19 protein-coding genes are annotated in these 18,536 nt (G+C 55.5%); 17 read left to right on the plus strand and 2 right to left on the minus strand.

The window, feature by feature from the left end; genetic code table 11:
* Nucleotides 1–143 precede the first annotated feature (143 nt).
* On the plus strand, nt 144–1,010 hold the full coding sequence (rsmI, locus tag K1I37_RS01255) for a 16S rRNA (cytidine(1402)-2'-O)-methyltransferase (protein ID WP_021294664.1): 867 nt from the start codon (nt 144–146) through the stop codon (nt 1,008–1,010).
* 125 nt (nt 1,011–1,135) lie between these two features.
* Here rsmI and K1I37_RS01260 read toward each other — a convergent pair whose 3' ends face one another.
* A complete protein-coding gene (locus K1I37_RS01260) occupies nt 1,136–1,375 on the minus strand; it encodes an AbrB/MazE/SpoVT family DNA-binding domain-containing protein (RefSeq protein WP_021294663.1) in 240 nt (79 codons plus the stop codon).
* 644 nt (nt 1,376–2,019) lie between these two features.
* Here K1I37_RS01260 and metG point away from each other — a divergent pair.
* The 5 genes from metG to K1I37_RS01285 all read left to right on the plus strand — a co-directional run bounded on the left by metG (nt 2,020) and on the right by K1I37_RS01285 (nt 6,834).
* A complete protein-coding gene (metG, locus tag K1I37_RS01265; protein ID WP_021294662.1) occupies nt 2,020–3,990 on the plus strand; it encodes a methionine--tRNA ligase in 1,971 nt (656 codons plus the stop codon).
* On the plus strand, nt 3,987–4,769 hold the full coding sequence (locus tag K1I37_RS01270) for a TatD family hydrolase (RefSeq protein WP_021294661.1): 783 nt from the start codon (nt 3,987–3,989) through the stop codon (nt 4,767–4,769). The genes metG and K1I37_RS01270 overlap by 4 nt, the downstream gene beginning before the upstream one ends.
* Nucleotides 4,762–5,343 (plus strand): ribonuclease M5, encoded by a 582-nt coding sequence (rnmV, locus tag K1I37_RS01275; protein WP_021294660.1) that lies wholly within the window; start codon nt 4,762–4,764, stop codon nt 5,341–5,343. The genes K1I37_RS01270 and rnmV overlap by 8 nt, the downstream gene beginning before the upstream one ends.
* Nucleotides 5,333–6,208 carry a 16S rRNA (adenine(1518)-N(6)/adenine(1519)-N(6))-dimethyltransferase RsmA gene (rsmA, locus tag K1I37_RS01280; RefSeq protein WP_021294659.1) on the plus strand — a complete coding sequence of 292 codons (876 nt, stop codon included), beginning with the start codon at nt 5,333–5,335 and terminating at the stop codon, nt 6,206–6,208. The genes rnmV and rsmA overlap by 11 nt, the downstream gene beginning before the upstream one ends.
* Before the next feature lie 101 nt (nt 6,209–6,309).
* A complete protein-coding gene (locus K1I37_RS01285) occupies nt 6,310–6,834 on the plus strand; it encodes a ribonuclease H-like YkuK family protein (RefSeq protein WP_021294658.1) in 525 nt (174 codons plus the stop codon).
* A 27-nt stretch (nt 6,835–6,861) separates the two neighbouring features.
* On the opposite strand, the gene K1I37_RS01290 is transcribed toward K1I37_RS01285, so the two are convergent.
* Nucleotides 6,862–7,680 carry a hypothetical protein gene (locus tag K1I37_RS01290; protein WP_021294657.1) on the minus strand — a complete coding sequence of 273 codons (819 nt, stop codon included), beginning with the start codon at nt 7,678–7,680 and terminating at the stop codon, nt 6,862–6,864.
* Between the two features lie 82 nt (nt 7,681–7,762).
* On the opposite strand from K1I37_RS01290, the gene yabG reads away from it, so the two are divergent.
* The 11 genes from yabG to K1I37_RS01345 all read left to right on the plus strand — a co-directional run bounded on the left by yabG (nt 7,763) and on the right by K1I37_RS01345 (nt 18,535).
* Entirely contained in the window at nt 7,763–8,623 is an 861-nt protein-coding gene (gene yabG / locus K1I37_RS01295; protein WP_021294656.1) for a sporulation peptidase YabG, read from the plus strand.
* A gap of 136 nt (nt 8,624–8,759) precedes the next feature.
* Nucleotides 8,760–9,035 carry a biofilm formation stimulator Veg gene (gene veg, locus K1I37_RS01300; RefSeq protein ID WP_031217611.1) on the plus strand — a complete coding sequence of 92 codons (276 nt, stop codon included), beginning with the start codon at nt 8,760–8,762 and terminating at the stop codon, nt 9,033–9,035.
* A gap of 197 nt (nt 9,036–9,232) precedes the next feature.
* The gene (locus K1I37_RS01305) at nt 9,233–9,418 is read left to right on the plus strand and encodes a small, acid-soluble spore protein, alpha/beta type (RefSeq protein WP_021294654.1); all 186 of its coding nucleotides are present in this window, start codon (nt 9,233–9,235) and stop codon (nt 9,416–9,418) included.
* A gap of 164 nt (nt 9,419–9,582) precedes the next feature.
* Nucleotides 9,583–10,425, plus strand: coding sequence for a cyanophycinase (locus tag K1I37_RS01310; protein ID WP_021294653.1), 843 nt, complete (start codon nt 9,583–9,585; stop codon nt 10,423–10,425).
* Nucleotides 10,422–13,079: a cyanophycin synthetase gene (gene cphA, locus K1I37_RS01315; RefSeq protein WP_021294652.1), complete on the plus strand. Its 2,658-nt coding sequence runs from the start codon at nt 10,422–10,424 to the stop codon at nt 13,077–13,079. Before K1I37_RS01310 ends, cphA begins: the two co-directional genes overlap by 4 nt.
* Nucleotides 13,080–13,155: 76 nt before the next feature.
* Complete coding sequence (ispE, locus tag K1I37_RS01320) at nt 13,156–14,055, plus strand: 4-(cytidine 5'-diphospho)-2-C-methyl-D-erythritol kinase (RefSeq protein WP_322790867.1); 900 nt, start codon at nt 13,156–13,158, stop codon at nt 14,053–14,055.
* A 79-nt stretch (nt 14,056–14,134) separates the two neighbouring features.
* Entirely contained in the window at nt 14,135–14,935 is an 801-nt protein-coding gene (purR, locus tag K1I37_RS01325; protein ID WP_021294650.1) for a pur operon repressor, read from the plus strand.
* Nucleotides 14,936–14,952: 17 nt separating this feature from the next.
* Nucleotides 14,953–15,327: a RidA family protein gene (locus K1I37_RS01330; protein ID WP_021294649.1), complete on the plus strand. Its 375-nt coding sequence runs from the start codon at nt 14,953–14,955 to the stop codon at nt 15,325–15,327.
* A gap of 238 nt (nt 15,328–15,565) precedes the next feature.
* A complete protein-coding gene (spoVG, locus tag K1I37_RS01335) occupies nt 15,566–15,871 on the plus strand; it encodes a septation regulator SpoVG (protein ID WP_021294648.1) in 306 nt (101 codons plus the stop codon).
* Nucleotides 15,872–16,188: 317 nt separating this feature from the next.
* Complete coding sequence (gene glmU / locus K1I37_RS01340) at nt 16,189–17,601, plus strand: bifunctional UDP-N-acetylglucosamine diphosphorylase/glucosamine-1-phosphate N-acetyltransferase GlmU (RefSeq protein ID WP_021294647.1); 1,413 nt, start codon at nt 16,189–16,191, stop codon at nt 17,599–17,601.
* On the plus strand, nt 17,591–18,535 hold the full coding sequence (locus K1I37_RS01345; protein WP_021294646.1) for a ribose-phosphate diphosphokinase: 945 nt from the start codon (nt 17,591–17,593) through the stop codon (nt 18,533–18,535). Before glmU ends, K1I37_RS01345 begins: the two co-directional genes overlap by 11 nt.
* Nucleotide 18,536: the final 1 nt, after the last annotated feature.

Below are 18,536 nucleotides of genomic sequence, written 5' to 3' on the forward strand. Positions count from 1 at the left end.
TGGATTGCCGACGGGTTGACTCGAAAGAACGTAGTATCCCGTCTGCACCATGTCACGCCCGTTCGAAAGAACGGGCGTTTTTATCACGTCGCAAAGGTTGCGTTGGTTTCAGAGACACCTTACATGGGCGGTGGCATACATACATGGTTCAAGAGATGAAAAATAACGCGGGAGACGGCCCGAAGCTGTACGTATGCAGTACACCCGTCGGCAATTTGTCGGATGTCAGTTACCGGCTGCTCGACATCTTGCGGTCTGTCGACGTCGTGGCATGCGAGGACACTCGCCATACCCGCAAACTGCTGACGCACTTTGACATTCACCCGGACCAACTCATCAGCTACCATCAGCATAACGAGCAGGCGCGCACTGGATTCGCCGAGCGCATCTGGGATGAGGGGCGCTCCATCGCGCTCGTGTCCGATGCGGGGACGCCGCTTTTGTCTGACCCGGGTGCAGTGTTGGTCGATCTCGCCATCGCACGCGAAATCCCCGTCATTCCCGTACCTGGCCCCAGCGCGCTCTTAGCGGGTCTCGTCGGCAGTGGGCTGCCGCTGACGCCATTCGTGTACCTAGGGTTCGCACCGAGGCAAGGGAGTGCCGCCAAGTCGTGGTTAGCGCCATTTCTGTCGGTCGAGGCGACGTTTGTCATGTACGAGTCGCCACATCGGTTACACGCCACGTTACGGTTGTTGCTCGAACAATTGGGGGACAGGCCTGGGGTGCTGGCGAAAGAGTTGACCAAGCAGCATGAGACGTTTGTGCGTGGGACGCTGAGCGAGTTGGTCGAGTATACCGAGGAAAAAGACGCTCGGGGAGAATATGTGATTCTGGTCGACAACCGCGGTGGGCACGACGAGCCTGAAAACGAACAAGCGCGTATGGAGGAAGCCATTGCATTTGTTGAAGCGCGAGTCGCCTCGGGTGAGCGTCACAAATCCGCCGTGCTGGAGGCGGCTGAAAAGTACGGGGTTAACCGCCGAACACTTTATAACGAAACGCTGTCATAAGGGAACTTGTACGCAGTTGATAAAATTCAAAAGGCTGGCGTCAGTGCGCCAGCCTCAGGATTCATTTTTCTATCATCATTCCATATGAATCCATGTGCGAGTCTCGATAGTTTCGTGGCAATCCGTCAGGAGCTCATTTCAGCAATACAGGACGGGCAGATGTTCTTTCCCTTGAAGTGGATGATTTCATCAGCTTGGCCACAGAAAATACATGCAGGTTCGTACTTTTTCAGAATGATGCGGTCGCCATCGACATAAATCTCGAGTGCGTCCTTTTCACCGATACCCAGTGTACGACGGAGTTCAATCGGAATCACAACACGACCTAATTCATCGACTTTGCGGACAATTCCTGTAGATTTCATTGCTTGTACCATCCCCCGGTTCTAGGATTTTGGGTTCTCTGTGTCTACATGAAGTAACTTGCGACCGTTCAGCAGGAATTCACTATCACAGCATGCAAATACTTCAATTGACTTAAATATAAATGATCACGCATTTTTTGCAAGTACTTACAGTTTAAATTCGGAAGTTTGACACGAAAATTGACTCAAGTGAGTTTTCTCATGTAAGGTAGTGATGTAGACCGTCGGCTGCGTCTGACGGCAGAACGTCAGGCAAGAATACAGGGTATGTCGATGAAGGAATGGTACCCAGACAAGCCTTTTGCGTGTCCTGTTTGGACGCTTCAGCGAGCCGGGGTGGTGGAAGCCGGTAATGGAGCTGCTGGGGAGTATGGTTCCGGAGGATGTGTGTCGAACGGCGCTGGTCGCCTTGAGGCATACACGGGAGGTTCCCGTTATAGAACTCAGAACGAGGCACACGTCGTCACGGCGACGGTGCGAAGTTGGGTGGTACCGCGAGTAACCCTCGTCCCAATGTGGACGGGGCTTTTTTGCGTTCAAAAAACGTCGCAGGATGCCAGCTGTACCGAACAGGATGCTTGGTGAGTGGCAGTTTGCAATCACGCGACCAACGGTCGTGAAACTTTTCTGAAGAAGGTGATTTCATGGGGAAACCGACATTCTATATTACGACGCCGATTTACTACCCCAACGACAGGCTCCACATTGGTCACGCCTACACGACGGTGGCGGCGGACGCGATGGCTCGCTACAAACGCCTTCGCGGCTATGACGTGTTCTTCCTGACGGGGACCGACGAACACGGTCAAAAAATCCAAACGCGCGCTGCGCAGGCGGGATTGGCGCCGAAGCCGTTTCTCGATCCGATCATTGAGTGGATTCAAGGGCTTTGGAAAAAGCTCAACATATCTTATGACGACTTTATCCGCACCACAGAACAGCGGCATACGAAGGTCGTCGAGGACATCTTCGAGAAGTTGCTGAAAAAGGGTGACATTTACCTCTCCGAGTACGAGGGGTGGTACTGTACGCCGGATGAATCGTTCTGGCTGGAGCGGGAACTCAAGGACGGCAAATGTCCCGAGTGTGGACGAGAAGTTCAGTTTGTCCGGGAGGAGTCGTACTTCTTCCGCATGAGCAAGTATGTCGACCGCCTCGTGCAATACTACGAGGAGAATCCAGGCTTTATCGAACCGATTGGCCGCAAGACGGAGATGCTGAAAAACTTCATCGAGCCGGGGCTGCAGGACTTGTGCGTCTCTCGCACGTCGTTCGACTGGGGTGTGCATGTCAAGAGTGATCCAAAACATGTCGTCTACGTTTGGCTGGATGCGTTGACAAACTATATTACGGCGATTGGTTATGGGTCGGATGATCCACAAAAACGCGCGCAGTTTGAACACTACTGGCCGGCGGACGTCCACGTGGTGGGCAAGGATATCGTCCGCTTCCACAGCATCTACTGGCCTATCATTCTGATGGCACTGGATTTGCCGCTGCCGAAGAAGGTATATGGTCACGGTTTCTTCTTGGCCAAGGGTGGCAAGATGAGCAAGTCGAAGGGCAACGTCATCGACCCCTTGCAGCTCGTCGACAGATACGGCCGTGACGCCTTCCGGTACTTTTTGTTGCGCGAGGTTCCGTTTGGCCAGGATGGCATCTTCACGCCGGAAGGGCTCGTTGAGCGATTAAATTACGATCTCGCCAACGACTTCGGCAATCTCATCCACCGCACAGTCGCGATGCTCACGCGCTTCAACGACGGTGTGGTACCTGCGCCAGGTCAACGGCAAGCGGTTGACGAAGCGCTTCAACAGGTAGCCGCCGATGCGCAAAAGGCGGTCGAGGAAGCGATGGACGCGATGCAGTTCTCGGTGGCGCTCGCAGAACTCTGGACACTGGTTCGCCGGGCCAACAAGTATATAGACGAGTGCCAACCGTGGAAGTTGCACAAAGAAGGCGAGACAGAGCGCCTGCACACGGTGTTGTACAACATGGTTGAGGCGATTCGCCTCGCGACGATTATGGTTCAACCGTTTATGACGGATGCGCCCGTCGCGATTGCGAAGCAGTTCGGTTGGTCGGGTGATGCATTCAGTTGGACATCGCTCTCGTTTGGCGAGGGTCCGAATGGGCAGAAGGTTACGGAGGAGAAGCCGCTATTCCCACGGCTCGATGTAGAAAAGGAGATTGAAGCGTTGGAAGAGATGACAGGCGCAAAGGCACTGCAAAATACGGAGGATGCGGGCAAGGATAAGGAAGCCGCAAAGAGTGAAGCGAAGCCAGGCAAAGCGCAGATTGGCATTGATACGTTCGACCAAGTCGAGTTGCGCGTCGGCCAAATCAAGACGGCGGCGAAGGTCGAAGGCGCTGATAAGTTGCTGCAATTCCAGGTGGACCTGGGCTTTGAGACTCGCCAAATTGTTTCGGGTATCGCGAAGTATTTTACGCCGGAGGAACTGGTCGGCAAGAAGGTTATCGTCGTGGCCAACCTAAAGCCTGTCAAGCTGCGTGGCGTTGAGTCGCAAGGGATGATTCTCGCTGCGTCTGAGGGTGATACCTTGACCTTGGCGACAGTGCCTGACACGATGCCGAACGGGGCGATTGTCAAGTGACCTTGTTTGATACGCACTGCCATCTGATGGACGACCAGTTTGCGGATGATCTCGATGCCGTGCTCGAACGCGCGCATAGCGCAGGCGTTTCCTATGTGGTCGTCCCGGCGGTGGACGTTCAGAGTGCACGCCGCGCCATCGCGATTGCGGAGCAGTATGAAGGGGTGTATGCCGCGGTCGGGATACACCCAGAGGCGGCAAAGGATGTGCCAGCGTCAGATTTTGACGAGGTGGAACGACTGGCTTCGCACGAGAAGGTCGTCGCTATCGGTGAAATCGGGTTGGATTATTACTGGGACGCAGCACCGCGGCCGGAACAGGCGGCTGTGCTGCGTCGGCAAATCGAGATCGCCAAGCGAGTGAAACGACCAGTCATCATCCACAATCGCGAATCGACACAAGATATCGTTCAGTTGTTGCAAGACTCCGGCGTGGATGAAGTGGGCGGTGTCATGCACTGCTTCAATGAGACGTTGGACGTGGCAAAAGCCTGTATGGCGCTTGGATTCTACATTTCCTTTGGAGGACCTGTCACGTTCAAGAAGGCGGAGGATGTGCGCCAAGTGGCTGCGCAAATTCCGGATGACCGGCTGCTCGTGGAGACGGACAGCCCTTATTTGTCGCCACACCCGTTTCGCGGCAAGCGCAACGAGCCAGCTCGCGTGCGACTCGTCGCAGAGCAGGTAGCTCAAGTGCGCGGCGTCGACGTCGACACGATTGCGGCGCTGACCACGAAGAACGCGCGTGCGTTGTTTCGAGGGGTCGCAGCGAATGAATGAGGATGTCAAGCGTCCGATTATCCATGAAATTGTGGTGGTGGAAGGGATTCACGATAAGCAGGTCGTGGATGTCGCCGTAAAAGCAGACGTCCTCGTCCTCGGCGGCGACCGAATTGGCCAGCGGACAATGGACGTGCTCCGTCGCGCGGTGCGCACCAGAGGCGTCATTGTGCTGACCGACCCAGATGGCGCTGGGGAGCGAATTCGAAGGCGGATCGACCGCGCAGTGCCAGGATGCAGCCACGCGCACGTCCCCCGGCGTCAGGCCGTCAGCCGTCAGGGCTTAGGCGTTGAACACGCCGATGCCACGGCGGTGCGCGAGGCGCTCCTGCGCGCGCGGGGGCAAGTCGCACCAACGCAATCGGAAAACCGCGTGGAATTTACACAGGAAGACCTGTTGTCCGCGAGGCTGCTGGCTTGTCCCGAGGCCTCCGTTCGGCGGATGGCGCTTGGCGACCAACTGGGCATTGGCTATGGGAATGCAAAGGCGTTTTTGAACAAGCTGAATACGCTCGGCGTCACCCGCGAGGAGTGGCGTCAAGCATTAGAGAGGTTAGAACGAGATGACGGCTGAACAACGCCACCCGGGTCCAACCATGCGGGATTTGTTGGCGAAGCACGACTTTCACACGAAAAAGCAATTTGGCCAGAATTTCCTTGTCGACCGAAACGTCCTCTCGCGCATCACGGACGCGGTTGGCGCAGATGATGAGACGCTGGTGTTGGAAGTTGGTCCAGGGGCTGGGGCGCTGACGGCACAACTCGCGCAGCGTGCGGCTCAGGTCATCGCCGTTGAAAAGGATGAGACGCTGCGGCCAGTGCTTGCGGAGGCGCTTGCACCGTACCCAAATGTCGAAGTGAAGTTCGCGGATGTCTTAGAGGTCGATCTCTGTGCGCTCCTCGAACCTTATTTAACCGAAGATCGCAAGTTGTGTTTTGCGGCCAACCTGCCGTATTACATTACGACCCCTATTCTGTTTCAGGTGCTGGAGTCGAATTTGCTGATGGAACGCGCCGTCGTGATGGTGCAAAAAGAGGTGGCCGACAGGATGGTCGCACAGCCTGGTGGCAAGGCGTACGGCGTGTTGTCTGTGGGGATTCAGTACCGGTCGCGGGCGACGCGGTTGTTCACGGTTCCGCCAGGGGCGTTTGCGCCACAGCCTGGCGTGGACTCGGCTGTGGTTCTGCTCGACTGCACGCAGCGGGCCGATGTCTTTGTCGAGGATGAAACGTGGTTCTTTCGCGTGGTGAAAGCGGCGTTTTCCACGCGTCGCAAGACGCTCTTAAACGCGTTATCCAATAGTCTTTCGGTCGGCAAGGATGTGTGCCGAGCGTGGATTGAAGCGGCTGGTATCAAACCGGATGCTCGAGCGGAGACGCTCTCCATTGCACAGTTTGCGGCACTTGCGAACGAATACCCTCGGACGCAAGGGGAATAAGACGTCTGTTTGGTGCAGGCGCGGGCGAAGACCCGGCCCTGCGCCTTCTCTAAATCTGACAAGTTGGAATATACTAATGTCAGAGACAGGGGGGATTGGACGTGTTGTTCTTAAGCCCGACGCGTGGCATGCTCAGCCTGGAGGATGTTGCATACGACATCCTGAGAGAGCGAAGTACGCATGCCGACGCGGACTACAAGTTGGTCGTCGGCACCGATTCGCAATTGCATGGAAATGGTTCTGTGGCGACGTTTGTGACGGCCATCATCCTTCACAGAGCAGGAAGGGGCGCGCGTTACTTCGTCCACAAATCCATTCACGAACACCTCTACTCTCTTCGTCAGCGAATGTTTACAGAAGCTGCACTGTCCCTCCAAACAAGCGGCCAATTGATGGAGCAACTGCAGAGCCGCAGCCAGCAAGAAGCGTTTCCCATCTCTCATTTTCCTGCGCGTTACTCAAGTGAATGGCACGTCGAAGTCCATCTGGACATGGGTGAACGAGGCGAGACCAAACAGTGGATTCGCGAGATTGTCGCCTGGATTGAAGCAAATGGCTACGAAGTGCGCATCAAGCCGGACTCGTACGGGGCTTCGACGGTGGCGGATCGATATACGAAGCACTAAACACGGCAACATATTCGGGGCGCGAACTCATCTCGTGCGCGGCAGAGTCCATCTGGCTTGTGCCGCGCAGTTGAGCAGGGCGGCGAAGTTTCGGGGTGGAATGCCACTTGGGGGCGGGGTGTTTTTGCACCGCCGCCCACTCAAGATGGCGTGCGCTGTTTGCCCATCCAACGTGATGCGCGCCCGCATGGCTTGCGCGTGCTGACGATTGCGACTGCGGTGGCCGGTCAACCGATTGTCCCAAGCGTCGAACGTGTGCCAGGAAAGGCTCTGTGACGTCGCACAACGCGCGACAAAGACGCCTGGATGAGCGAGCAGGAGAGGCGACAGCTGCTGAAACAGGCGCGTGTGCACGAGCATTGGCACCATGAAAGGGAGTGCGTCGACAGGCACTGCTTGTTGAAGCGCGAGCGCTTGTTGCCAACATGTAGCTGCAGCGAGCATCGCGTCGTCGACAAGACACGTTCTGGATAACGACAGGACGTCGGCGTCGCGCTCGATTCCGAAGGCGATGAAGTCGTGTAACGCCGGGCCAAACGCGCCTGACCAATCGCCATCAATGTACAGGCACAGGGCTTCTGCGCCCACTGCCAGTCGCCGCAACACCCCGTAGGTGCCGATTGCGCGCGCCACGTCGTGACCGAGTGGAGATGGGATGGAGGTCGCGCAGATGGGATATGGCGACGTGCGTGCTATCGCCTGTGTTCGCTCGTAGCTTTCGTCTGTGCAGCCGTTGCAGATGACCATCGCCCCTGCCACCTTGCTGCGCCAGAGCTGACGCAGGACATTCTCAATGCTTAGCGCTTCGTTTTTCACGCCGATAATCGCGTAGACTGGCTTGTTCACCGCAAATCACTCCACGTTTGTCACAAAGGCGGGTACGTGACATATGGTAAGGGCAGATGAGCCTCGGAGGAGGGGTGGTTTCATGTGGAGAATAGGCGACATGGTCACGCGAAAATCATACGGGAAGGACGTCTGTTTCGTCGTCGTCGAATTGGATGACGCGTCCGAGACGGCCATTTTGAAAGGCCTTGATGTCCGTTTGATGGCCGACGCCCCGTATGAAGACCTGGAACAGGTCAGTGACGATGAACTGCGCCAATTCGAAGCCGCTCGCACACAGGTCGAAGGCGAGTGTCTTCGGCTAATTCAGTCACGCCGCGCAATGGAACATGAAAAGCGTTCGCTGCGTCGGGAAAGTCGCTTCCAAGCCAACCCGGATTTTTTTGAGCGGCCCGGTCGGGTTCTTCACTTAGATGGTGATGGAACGTACCTGAAAAAATGCATGACAATGTATCGTGAACTCGGTATCCGGGCGATCGGACAACATGTACCGGAAACGCAAATGCCCAGCTTGGTCAATTCTCTTCTGCAACAGTATGAGCCAGACATTTTAATTATTACGGGACACGACGGTGTCATCCGTAAGGGCAAGGACTGGGCGGACATTCAGAACTACCGCAACTCACACAACTTTGTGCGGACGGTTGCCAACGCGCGCAAACACGCGCGAAATATGGATGACCTCGTCATTATCGCGGGCGCCTGTCAATCGCATTTCGAAGCGATTCTGGATGCAGGCGCCAACTTTGCGAGTTCTCCGCAGCGCATTATGATTCACGCGTTAGATCCGGTGTTTATTGCTGAAAAAATCGCCTTTACCCCGATTCACGAGACGGTGGATTTGTACGAGGCGGTCAAGTCGACGTACACTGGGACAGACGGCATTGGCGGATTGGAGTCCCGTGGGAAATACCGTTTGGGCGTGCCGAAGTCAACCTACTAAGGCGCCTCAAAGGAATGAAAAACGTTATAAAATACCCATTGACAATAAAATTCATGCGCTGATATAATTATTCTCCTTGTATTGACAGAGCCGCTTTTTTCGTGCTATACTGATGCACGGAAAGAGGTGGTGTGTGTTGGCAAAAAATGCGCTCCACGAAATTAAAAAGAGTCTAGACGGACTCATCGGCGAACGCGTGCTACTCCGCGCCAACGGGGGCAGAAGAAAGACAGTTGAACGCTTCGGAGTCTTGGAAGAGACTTATCCATCGGTGTTTGTTGTGAAGTTAGATCCACCCGATGGGTCGTTCGAACGTGTTTCGTACAGCTATGCGGATGTCTTGACGGAAACAGTAGAGCTCATGCTTTGTACGGAAGACGGCAACACATCGAAGTTTGCAGTCGAACAGTAACAAAGCGGGAACTTGGATATGGGATAGACGAAGAGGCGGAAACGCCTCTTTCTTTATGTTCAATTTTTCTGCGATTTCCTCCATTGTCATTTATTTCTCCTCGATTCTCCCAATTAGACAAGGTTTGACAGCGTATTTGAAAATTTCTTCGCGCATGCTACGTTTTGTCGTCATCACTGTGACAGGGGGCGAACGGCATGGCGAGACGCAGGACAATGTCAGAGGCATTCAAAGTGGAACTTGCAAAAGACCTTGGATTCTATGACACAGTCGCACAAGAGGGCTGGGGTGGCATTCGAGCGCGCGATGCAGGGAACATGGTGAAGCGTGCCCTGGAAATTGCTGAACAAGCTATGGCGAAATCCAACCACACAACAGGATGACGGCACCAGGCTGAGGATATCCTCAGCCTGCGTGTAGTGGATATAAATGAGGCCCAATAGACCTAAAAATATCAAGCCACCGCATAGACAGACGCGTTCTGGGAAATCATAGCCGTGTATTTTTTACTCTAGACGTGAATGCGTGGAGTCAGGGAGGGAACCACTTGGCAGGCCAAATTGGCCCCTTAGTCATTGTGGGCGGGGCTGAAGACAAGAAGGGCGAATGCAGAATCCTACGGCGCTTTGTGGAACTGGGTGGCGGAAAAAATGCCCGTGTGCTCGTCATTACTGTGGCTACAGAGTTGCCGGTTGAAGTTGGCGCGGAATATATCGAAGTATTTGAGCGCATCGGCGTCGGCGATGTTCGCACGTTTGACGTCTCCAAACGAGATGCGGCCAATTTGGATAGTGCGGTCAAGATGATTGAAAACGCGTCCTGCATTTACTTCACTGGCGGAGATCAGTTGCGCATCACCAAATTGCTCGGCGGAACGCGCGTCGATGCAGCTTTGCACGAAGCGGCCCATCGCGGCGTGACATTGGGTGGTACGAGCGCCGGGGCTTCGATGATGTCGAGCACCATGATTGTCGAAGGTGAGGCAGAGACGAATCCGCGGGTCAGTATTGTCGATATGGCACCAGGTATGGAGTTTCTCGACGGCGTCGTGATAGACCAACATTTCGCTCAACGCGGTCGACTTGGACGACTTTTGTCGGCAGTGGCCCAGTATCCACATCATCTGGGTCTTGGTATTGATGAGAACACCGCGGTCATTGTTCAAAACCATGTCCTTGAGGTGATTGGCGAAGGCGCTGTCAGCATTGTCGATGCAGGGAGTGTGACTTACTCCAATCTCGATAGCGTCAGCAGGGACGAATCGCTCGCCCTTTGCGACGTGAAGTTGCACACGCTACCCGAAGGGTGCGGTTTTGAGTTGAGAGAGCGAAAACCGATTCCGGACTTTCAAGATTGGGTCCGTAAACACAACAAGGAGCTGTCCTCATGAACATCGTATCGGTTCGCCATATTGCCGGCCCGAACGTTTACCTGTATAAACCAATTTTGGTTGCGCGTGTTCATTTGGAATCCTATACGGAAAAAGAAAGTTTTGATTTCCCTGGTTTCACCGAATCGCTTTTGGAACTGTTGCCGGGGCTTTATGAACATCATTGCGCCAAAGGTGAGCCTGGCGGCTTTGTCGAACGGCTGCACGGCGGAACGTACTTTGGGCACATTGTCGAGCATGTGACGATTGAGTTGGCGACGTTAGCCGACTTGGATGTCCACTACGGTAAGACGGTGTATGCCGACGGCCCAGGTATCTATGATATCGTGATGGAGTGCAAGTCGTTTGACGCGCAAAAGTACCTGCTCCATGAGGCATTAGAAATTGTCGTCAGCTTGACCCAAGGGCGACGCGACGGTTTGGACGAGCGGGTGCAGGCAGCCGTTTCGCAGGCAAAGCGAATTGTGGCCGAAACCCAATTGGGACCAAGTACGCAAGCAATTGTCGATGCGTGTAAGAGGCGGCAGATTCCCGTACGTCGAATCGGCGATGGCAGTCTTTTGGAACTCGGGTATGGCGTACATAAAAAGCGCGTATCGGCGACCATTACCGACCAGACTTCGTGCGTAGCCGTGGACATCGCATCGAACAAACAGCTGACCAAGGAAATCCTCCGGGAAGGCGGAATTCCGGTGCCCTACGGGGGCGTGGCGAGATCGTTAGAGGATGCGCTGCAGTTGTTTCGGGACATGGGAGAATCTGTCGTCGTCAAGCCGTTCGATGGGCGACAGGGGCAAGGCGTCAGTCTCAACATCTCTGCGGAAGCGGAGGTGGCCGAAGCGTATGATATCGCGCGGATGTACTCCGATGAGGTACTCGTCGAATCGTACGTCCCCGGCGAAAATGTTCGGCTGCTCGTGGTCGCAGGGTCTTGTGTTGCGGTGTCGCAGCGCCATCCTGCACATGTTGTGGGCGATGGCGTGCATACCGTCGCGGAGTTGATTGACTTGGCGAACGAAGATCCGCGGCGCGGTGACGGACATGAGTTACCGTTGACCAAATTGCACGTGGACGACGTCGTCGAGGCGACCTTGGAGAAGGCCGGGATTGAATTCACGACCGTTCCAGAGGCCGGGCAGCGCGTCTTGTTGCGAGAAAGTGCCAATCTCTCCACGGGTGGAGAGGCAACGGATATCACGCGGCAAATTCACCCCAGCTATAAACGATTAGCGGAGCGCAGTGCGCGTTTGATTGGACTCGACGTCTGTGGCGTCGATATGGTCGTAAAGGAATTGAACGAGCCTGCTACGCTGGACAATTGTGCGGTCATCGAGGTGAACGCAGCGCCAGGTATTCGTATGCATCAACATCCGTCCCACGGCATGTCGATTGACGTGGCAGATTACATCGTCGAATCGTTGTACCCGCGCGGACACAATGGACGAATCCCGATTATTTCGGTGACCGGCACAAACGGGAAAACGACGACGACGCGATTGATAGCGTACGGGATGCAGCAGGAGGGAAAAGCCGTCGGGTACACGACGACCGGCGGCGTCTATCTCAACGACGAGCTGATTCAACGTGGTGACACGACTGGGCCGCGCAGTGCGAAACTCATTTTGTCAAACCCAGACGTCGAGGTCGCTGTGTTAGAGACGGCGCGTGGGGGTATCATGCGTGGCGGTCTGGCGTACGACAAGGCCGACGTCGCGGTGATGACAAATATTTCGTTAGATCACATTGGTCAGGACAACATCGACACGATTGAGGATTTAGTGCACGTGAAGTCGTTGGTTGCAGAGTGTGTGCATCCTGAGGGAACCGTTGTGCTCAACGCGGACGACGAACACCTAGTCGCCTTGATGTCGCGTCTACAGTCGAACGTGGTTCTGATATCCTCCCGTTCGGACAACCCGGTGGTTGGACGCCATTTAGCTACGGGCGGGACGGCATTTTATGTCGACAACGGCTATGTCGTGGAGGCAAATGGTGCCATCAAGCGCCAACTGATAGCCATTGCCGATATCCCGATCACGATGCGCGGTACGATTGGCTTCCATGTCGAGAACGCGTTGCTGGCGACGGCAGCGCTGCGCGCGGCAGGATTGTCGCGCCGCTCAGTGGCGTTGACGTTGCAGCGGTTTCAACCTGAAGCCAACCGCGGGCGTTGTATGATTTACCAGATGCCTGGCGGCTTCCACGTGATTCTGGACTATGCGCACAACGCGGCTGGATTTCGGGGGATTGGCGAGTGGGTGAATCAACTGCCGCACCGGCAGTTGTGCGGCATTGTGGGGGTGCCTGGGGACCGGGCGGATTCGGTGATTGTCGAGTCGGCGCAGGCACTTGCTCCGATGTTTGACGCGTTTATTGTCAAAGAAGACGCAGATAAACGTGGGCGTCGAGACGGCGAAGTGGCCCATATCATGGTGCAGACGTTGCGCCAGATGGTACCGCAAAAATCCGTCCGGACCATTCTCTCGGAGACGGACGCCTTGGCGTACGCGCTAGAGACGCTTTCGCAAGGAGATATCGCGTGTATGTTTTACGAGTCGGCGGAGCCGCTTGAACGTTTGTTGTTGGAACGCGGCGGCAAGCGCGTGACCGACATCGCTTTGGCGCCCAAGCGGGCCACGTACGCGATGTTGTAGCCGCTACGGCCACCAAATTTTCCGTCTAATGACTTGACTTTGTCTTCCCACCTCGGCATGCTTAGTCCATGTCGAGGTGGGAATTTTGCTGTTAGAACGGGCATACGCAAAAGTGAATCTGACGCTGGATGTGCTCGAGCGGCGTCCTGACGGTTACCATGAAGTGGACATGGTGATGCAGAGCATCGATTTGTCCGATTTGGTGTGGCTTGAGCGCCGGTCGGCGCCAACCATTGTATTAGAAAGCAACGCGACGTACGTGCCGACCGACGACCGGAACCTGGCTGTTCAAGCTGCTCAGGTCTTTTTGCAAGAGACCGGCATTGTGGCGGGCGTGCACATTAACTTGGAGAAAAATATCCCAGTGGCGGCTGGTTTGGCCGGCGGATCGAGTGATGCAGCCGCGACGCTACGGGGGATGAACCGGTTATTCAACACGGGGCTGACACTGGATGAATTGGCGGAAATGGGCGCGAAGATAGGGTCGGACGTCCCGTTTTGCGTGTACGGCGGAACGGCCATTGCGCGCGGCCGGGGAGAGCGGTTGACCCGCATTGACCACCGTTGCCACATGTATGTGCTTTTGATCCATCCGCGCGTCTTTGTGTCGACTGCCGATATTTATCAGGGGCTCAATCCATCTGATTTCACGGATGAGCCACTTAGTACTCGCATGGTGCAGGCGCTCCTTGAGGAGCAGGTCGATGTGATTCCGGGACTGGTCGACAATCGGCTGCAACCTGTGACGTTTGCTATGTATCCGGAAGTCCAGCAACTGTCGGAGAAGGTTGAGATGGTGACGCGCCACCCGGTTCATATGTCTGGAAGCGGGCCGACCCTCTTTTTGCTGGCGCCGACGATTCAACAGGCGAACCGGATGTACAATGCCCTGCGGGGGATTATGCGCGACGTCTATTTTTCGCAGTTTGTCGGCACTGTTTCGTCTCTGGCGAATTTGCAGTCAAGACCAGAGTGATGGCGAAAGATTGATTGAGCTTGTTTCGCACAGATAAAGTGGCTAGCATGAGAGATGTACGAAGATGGAGGGCAAGGGTGTGCAACGTTCCGAGCGTTTAATCCGATTAACTCAATTGCTTGTGGAGCGACCGAGGCAGGCGCTGTCACTCGCGCAATTGTCGGAGGCTTGGGGGATTGCGAAATCGTCCTTGAGCGAGGACGTTGCCGTCATCCGAAAGACCCTGACTGAGGCGGAACGTGGTACAGTGGAGACGAGCGTCGGTGCGCAAGGGGGCGTTCGTTTTCACTCCGGCATGCCGCCGGCGGAATCGCAGGCGTTCCTCGAGGGGCTGGCAAAAAAACTGTCGCAACCGGACCGCGTGCTGCCGGGGGATTTTGTCTATTTGTCGGACGTGCTGGGAGATCCAGATGTGCTCGACACGGTGGGGCGGCTGGTCAGTATGCAGTTTGCCAATCGCGGGATCAACGTCGTGGTCACGGTCGAGACCAAAGGCATTACGCTTGCGACCTCGACGGCGCGCCATCTGAACGTGCCGATTGCAATTGTCCGGCGTGAGCAACGGGTCACCGAAGGGCCGACGATTAGTACGCATTACGTGTCGGGATCAACCAGGCGCATTCAGACGATGTCTCTAGGCAAGCGGACGATTCCTGCGGACGCGCGGGCGCTTATCGTCGACGACTTCATGCGCGCAGGTGCTACGGCGCGCGCGGTGGAGGATTTGCTCAAAGAGTTTTCCGCGACAGTGGTCGGGACAGCTGTCTTCATGGCGACGTCGCAACCAGCTGCCAAAATGGTCAGCGAGTATTTCGCGTTGTTGCGTGTCCATGAAGTCAGTGAACAGCGGGTGCATGTGGAGCCTGCTGCACTGAACTAACCAAGGGAGAGATGATGATGAACATTATCCAAACGGACAAAGCTCCAGCAGCTATTGGGCCATATTCGCAGGCGGTTGAGGTAGGGCCGTTCCTGTACACGTCTGGGCAAATTCCGTTGACGCCTGCAGGGGAAATGGTGGACGGCGGTATTGAGGCACAGGTGAATCAGGTATTCGCCAACCTCGACGCGGTGTTGACTGCGGCATCGGCTGCGCGCAACCAGGTCGTCAAGGCGACTATCTTTATGACGGACTTGGCGGATTTTGCTGTCGTCAACCGCGCGTGTGAGACGTTTTTTGGTGAACATAAACCGGCGAGATCGACCGTGCAGGTTGCGGCACTCCCACGCGGCGCCCAAGTTGAAATTGAACTCGTTGTCTACAAAGGATAATCGCTTTTGTACGCCGTCGGCCGCTTGGTCGACGGCTTGATTTCGAGCGTGGCCGACGTTTGCGGCAGCTCGCGTGCGCGTTGACGCCCCTTTCTTTATCCGCCCTTTCCCCCTCTATTCGACACGGTTAGGAACAGTTTAAAAAATTGTGACTTGTGTGCAGGAGATTATCTGGGAATGTTGAATTGTGTCAAGAGGGAGAATCGCCCAATGGGTATGATAGGGTGGTGAATGAAGGGTGCAAATTACGGATGTACGGCTGCGCAGGGTAAGTACGGACGGTCGAATGAAGGCGATTGCGTCCATTACGATTGACAGCGAGTTTGTCGTTCACGACATCCGCATCATCGACGGAAACAACGGTATGTTTGTCGCGATGCCTAGTAAAAAAACACCCGATGGTGAGTTTCGCGATATTGCTCACCCCATCTCTTCGACGACGCGACAAAAAATACAAGAAGCGGTTCTCCAAGCTTATTATCGCGTCGGGGATCTACCGGGGGAAGAAGACGAGGAATCGATTGTTGAAGAGCCCACGGCTTAATCGAATAACCAGTGAACCCTGGCGAATCGTCAGGGTTTTTTGTGCGAACGAGGACTGGGCGATTGCACCAGAATTGTGTCCAATTCAAGTCTATCACGTGAGATTACGTGACCCATTTCGTCGAGACGTGTAAAATTGAAATCGTCTTTGTCCATCGGGTAAACTGAGGGGCGACGATTGTCGAATGATAACCGGATGGCTGAGGGAATCTGCGGCGAAAGACCTTGCTTTGCGCGGCCTGTCGAAGATGTTCTTCGGGTGGTGCGTGGGCTTGTGTGAATCGCTTGGATGACCTGTCACGTCACGGAGGAGATAGCATGACGAGAAGTGCCATTGTGCTTGCGGCTGGACATGGAAGTCGGATGAAGTCGCAGAAGCACAAGGTCTTGCATGAAGTTTGCGGGAAACCGATGATTCTGCATATTTTAGATACACTTGAAAAAACCGGGCTAGATCAAGTGATTGTCGTGGTTGGGCAACATCGGGAGAAGGTCATGGAAGCGGTTGCGGGCCGCGCGGACATCGCAATTCAGGAGGAACAGTTAGGCACCGGCCACGCGGTGCAGGCGGCGTTGCCGTATGTGCGCGAGGATGCGGAATCGGTCGTCGTGCTTTACGGCGATGCACCGCTGATTCAAAGCGAGACCCTGGAGCAACTGTTCACTGTTCGCGAGGAAGCGCAGGCCGCTGTCAGCGTACTCACGGCAGATGTGGCAGACCCGACGGGACTTGGTCGAGTATTCTTGGACGAGGCCGGATTTGTTTCGAAAATTGTGGAAGAAAAGGACGCAACGCCGGACGAGCGGCGACACCACGTGATTAATACCGGTATTTACGCGTATGCTGCTGACGCACTGCGGCGTTCGGTGGCGCAGTTGCGTCCGGACAACGCGCAGCGTGAGTACTATTTGACGGATACGCTGGCGATTTTGCGCGAAGGCGGGCAGCCGGCGATACCAGTCGCCGTTCGCGATGTCGACGAAATCGCGAGCGTCAACGACCGCCTGCAATTGGCCAATGTGGAGCGGCTGTGTCGCCGCCGCATCATTGAAGGATGGCTCCGTGCCGGTGTCACGATGGTCGACCCGGACAGCACGTACATTGATGCCACGGTTCAACTTGCACAGGATGTCACGCTGCTGCCAGGAACCATCCTGAAAGGACAGACGGTCATCGGGGCATTTTCGGAAATTGGGCCAAATACCCGGCTGACCGATGTCGTCGTGGGCGAGCACGCGGTGGTGCAATATTCGGTGGCGGTCGACAGCCGAATTGGCGCGGGGGCACAAGTGGGCCCGTTTGCGTACCTGCGGCCGGGCAGTGATGTCGGCGAGCGCGTCAAAGTTGGAGACTTCGTGGAGATCAAGAACAGTCGAATTGGAAACGATACGAAAGTCAGCCACCTCACCTATGTGGGCGACGCCGAAATTGGCGCCAACGTCAACGTTGGATGCGGTGTGATTACCGTCAATTACGACGGGGAAAAGAAGCATAAGACGGTTGTTGGAGACAATAGCTTTGTCGGCTCCAACGTCAATCTCATCGCACCGGTGACGATTGGCGAAGGGGCTTATATCGTGGCGGGGACATCGGTGACGGAAGACGCCGGGGACGATGCATTTGTCATCGGCCGGGTGCCCCAGGTGACCAAACCAAATTACGTTCGGGCGTGGAAGGCCAGAAAGAAATCAGCTACATCACCGGAAGGCGGGGACAGTCGTGGCCATTGATGGCGATCTCAAAATAGTGACGGGCAATTCCAATCCCGCGTTGGCGCAGGAAATTGCAGACTACATCGGCGTGGCGTTGGCCGAGTGTCAGGTAAACCGGTTCAAGGACGGGGAAGTGCAGATTAACATTGGCGAGAGCGTGCGCGGCAGCAACGTGTTTATCATTCAGCCGACCAGCGCGCCGGTCAATGAGCATTTGATGGAGTTGCTCATCATGGTGGATGCTCTGAAGCGGGCATCCGCACGGGCAATTAACGTCGTCATCCCGTACTATGGTTACGCGCGGCAAGATCGCAAAGCGCGGGCGAGAGATCCGATTACCGCGAAACTCGTCGCCAACCTGTTGGAGAAGGCGGGCGCGACGCGCGTCATATGTATGGACCTTCACGCGGGGCAAATCCAGGGATTTTTTGATATTCCGCTCGACCACCTTATCGGGATGCCGATTCTAGCGGATTACTTTTTGGACAAGCAACTGGAAGATCCGGTCGTGGTGTCACCGGATATGGGCGGCGTCACACGTGCGCGCCAGTTTGCAGAACGACTCGGTGCACCGCTCGCCATCATCGACAAGCGGCGTCCGGCAGTCAACGTCGCGCAGGTGATGAACATCATTGGCGACATTTCCGGGAAGACGGCGATTCTCATTGACGACATGATCGATACAGCAGGCACCATTACCGCAGGGGCGAGGGAATTGCTCAATCGCGGGGCGAAGGGCGTATATGCTTGTTGTATTCACCCAGTGTTGTCGGGGGATGGTGTGCAACGCCTTCAGAACTCGGAAATCAAGGAAGTCGTCGTCACGAATACAATTGCTTTGCCGGAACACAAACGGATCGACAAAATTCGCGTGCTATCTGTGGCAGAATTGATTGCAGAGGCGATTATTCGGGTCCACACGCAGCGCTCCATCAGTCAGTTGTTTGACTGAG

The sequence above is a fragment of the Alicyclobacillus acidoterrestris genome (genome assembly GCF_022674245.1).
In the GTDB taxonomy this organism is placed as follows: Bacteria; Bacillota; Bacilli; order Alicyclobacillales; family Alicyclobacillaceae; genus Alicyclobacillus; species Alicyclobacillus acidoterrestris.

Bases quoted from the DNA above. Each gene is read 5' to 3' on its own strand.
- metG (WP_021294662.1), top strand. From the start codon at position 2,020: ATGGGGAAACCGACATTCTATATTACGACGCCGATTTACTACCCCAAC.
- rnmV (WP_021294660.1), top strand. From the start codon at position 4,762: ATGAATGAGGATGTCAAGCGTCCGATTATCCATGAAATTGTGGTGGTG.
- glmU (WP_021294647.1), top strand. From the start codon at position 16,189: ATGACGAGAAGTGCCATTGTGCTTGCGGCTGGACATGGAAGTCGGATG.
- K1I37_RS01330 (WP_021294649.1), top strand. From the start codon at position 14,953: ATGAACATTATCCAAACGGACAAAGCTCCAGCAGCTATTGGGCCATAT.
- rsmA (WP_021294659.1), top strand. From the start codon at position 5,333: ATGACGGCTGAACAACGCCACCCGGGTCCAACCATGCGGGATTTGTTG.
- K1I37_RS01305 (WP_021294654.1), top strand. From the start codon at position 9,233: ATGGCGAGACGCAGGACAATGTCAGAGGCATTCAAAGTGGAACTTGCA.
- cphA (WP_021294652.1), top strand. From the start codon at position 10,422: ATGAACATCGTATCGGTTCGCCATATTGCCGGCCCGAACGTTTACCTG.
- yabG (WP_021294656.1), top strand. From the start codon at position 7,763: ATGTGGAGAATAGGCGACATGGTCACGCGAAAATCATACGGGAAGGAC.
- K1I37_RS01260 (WP_021294663.1), bottom strand. From the start codon at position 1,375: ATGAAATCTACAGGAATTGTCCGCAAAGTCGATGAATTAGGTCGTGTT.
- rsmI (WP_021294664.1), top strand. From the start codon at position 144: ATGGTTCAAGAGATGAAAAATAACGCGGGAGACGGCCCGAAGCTGTAC.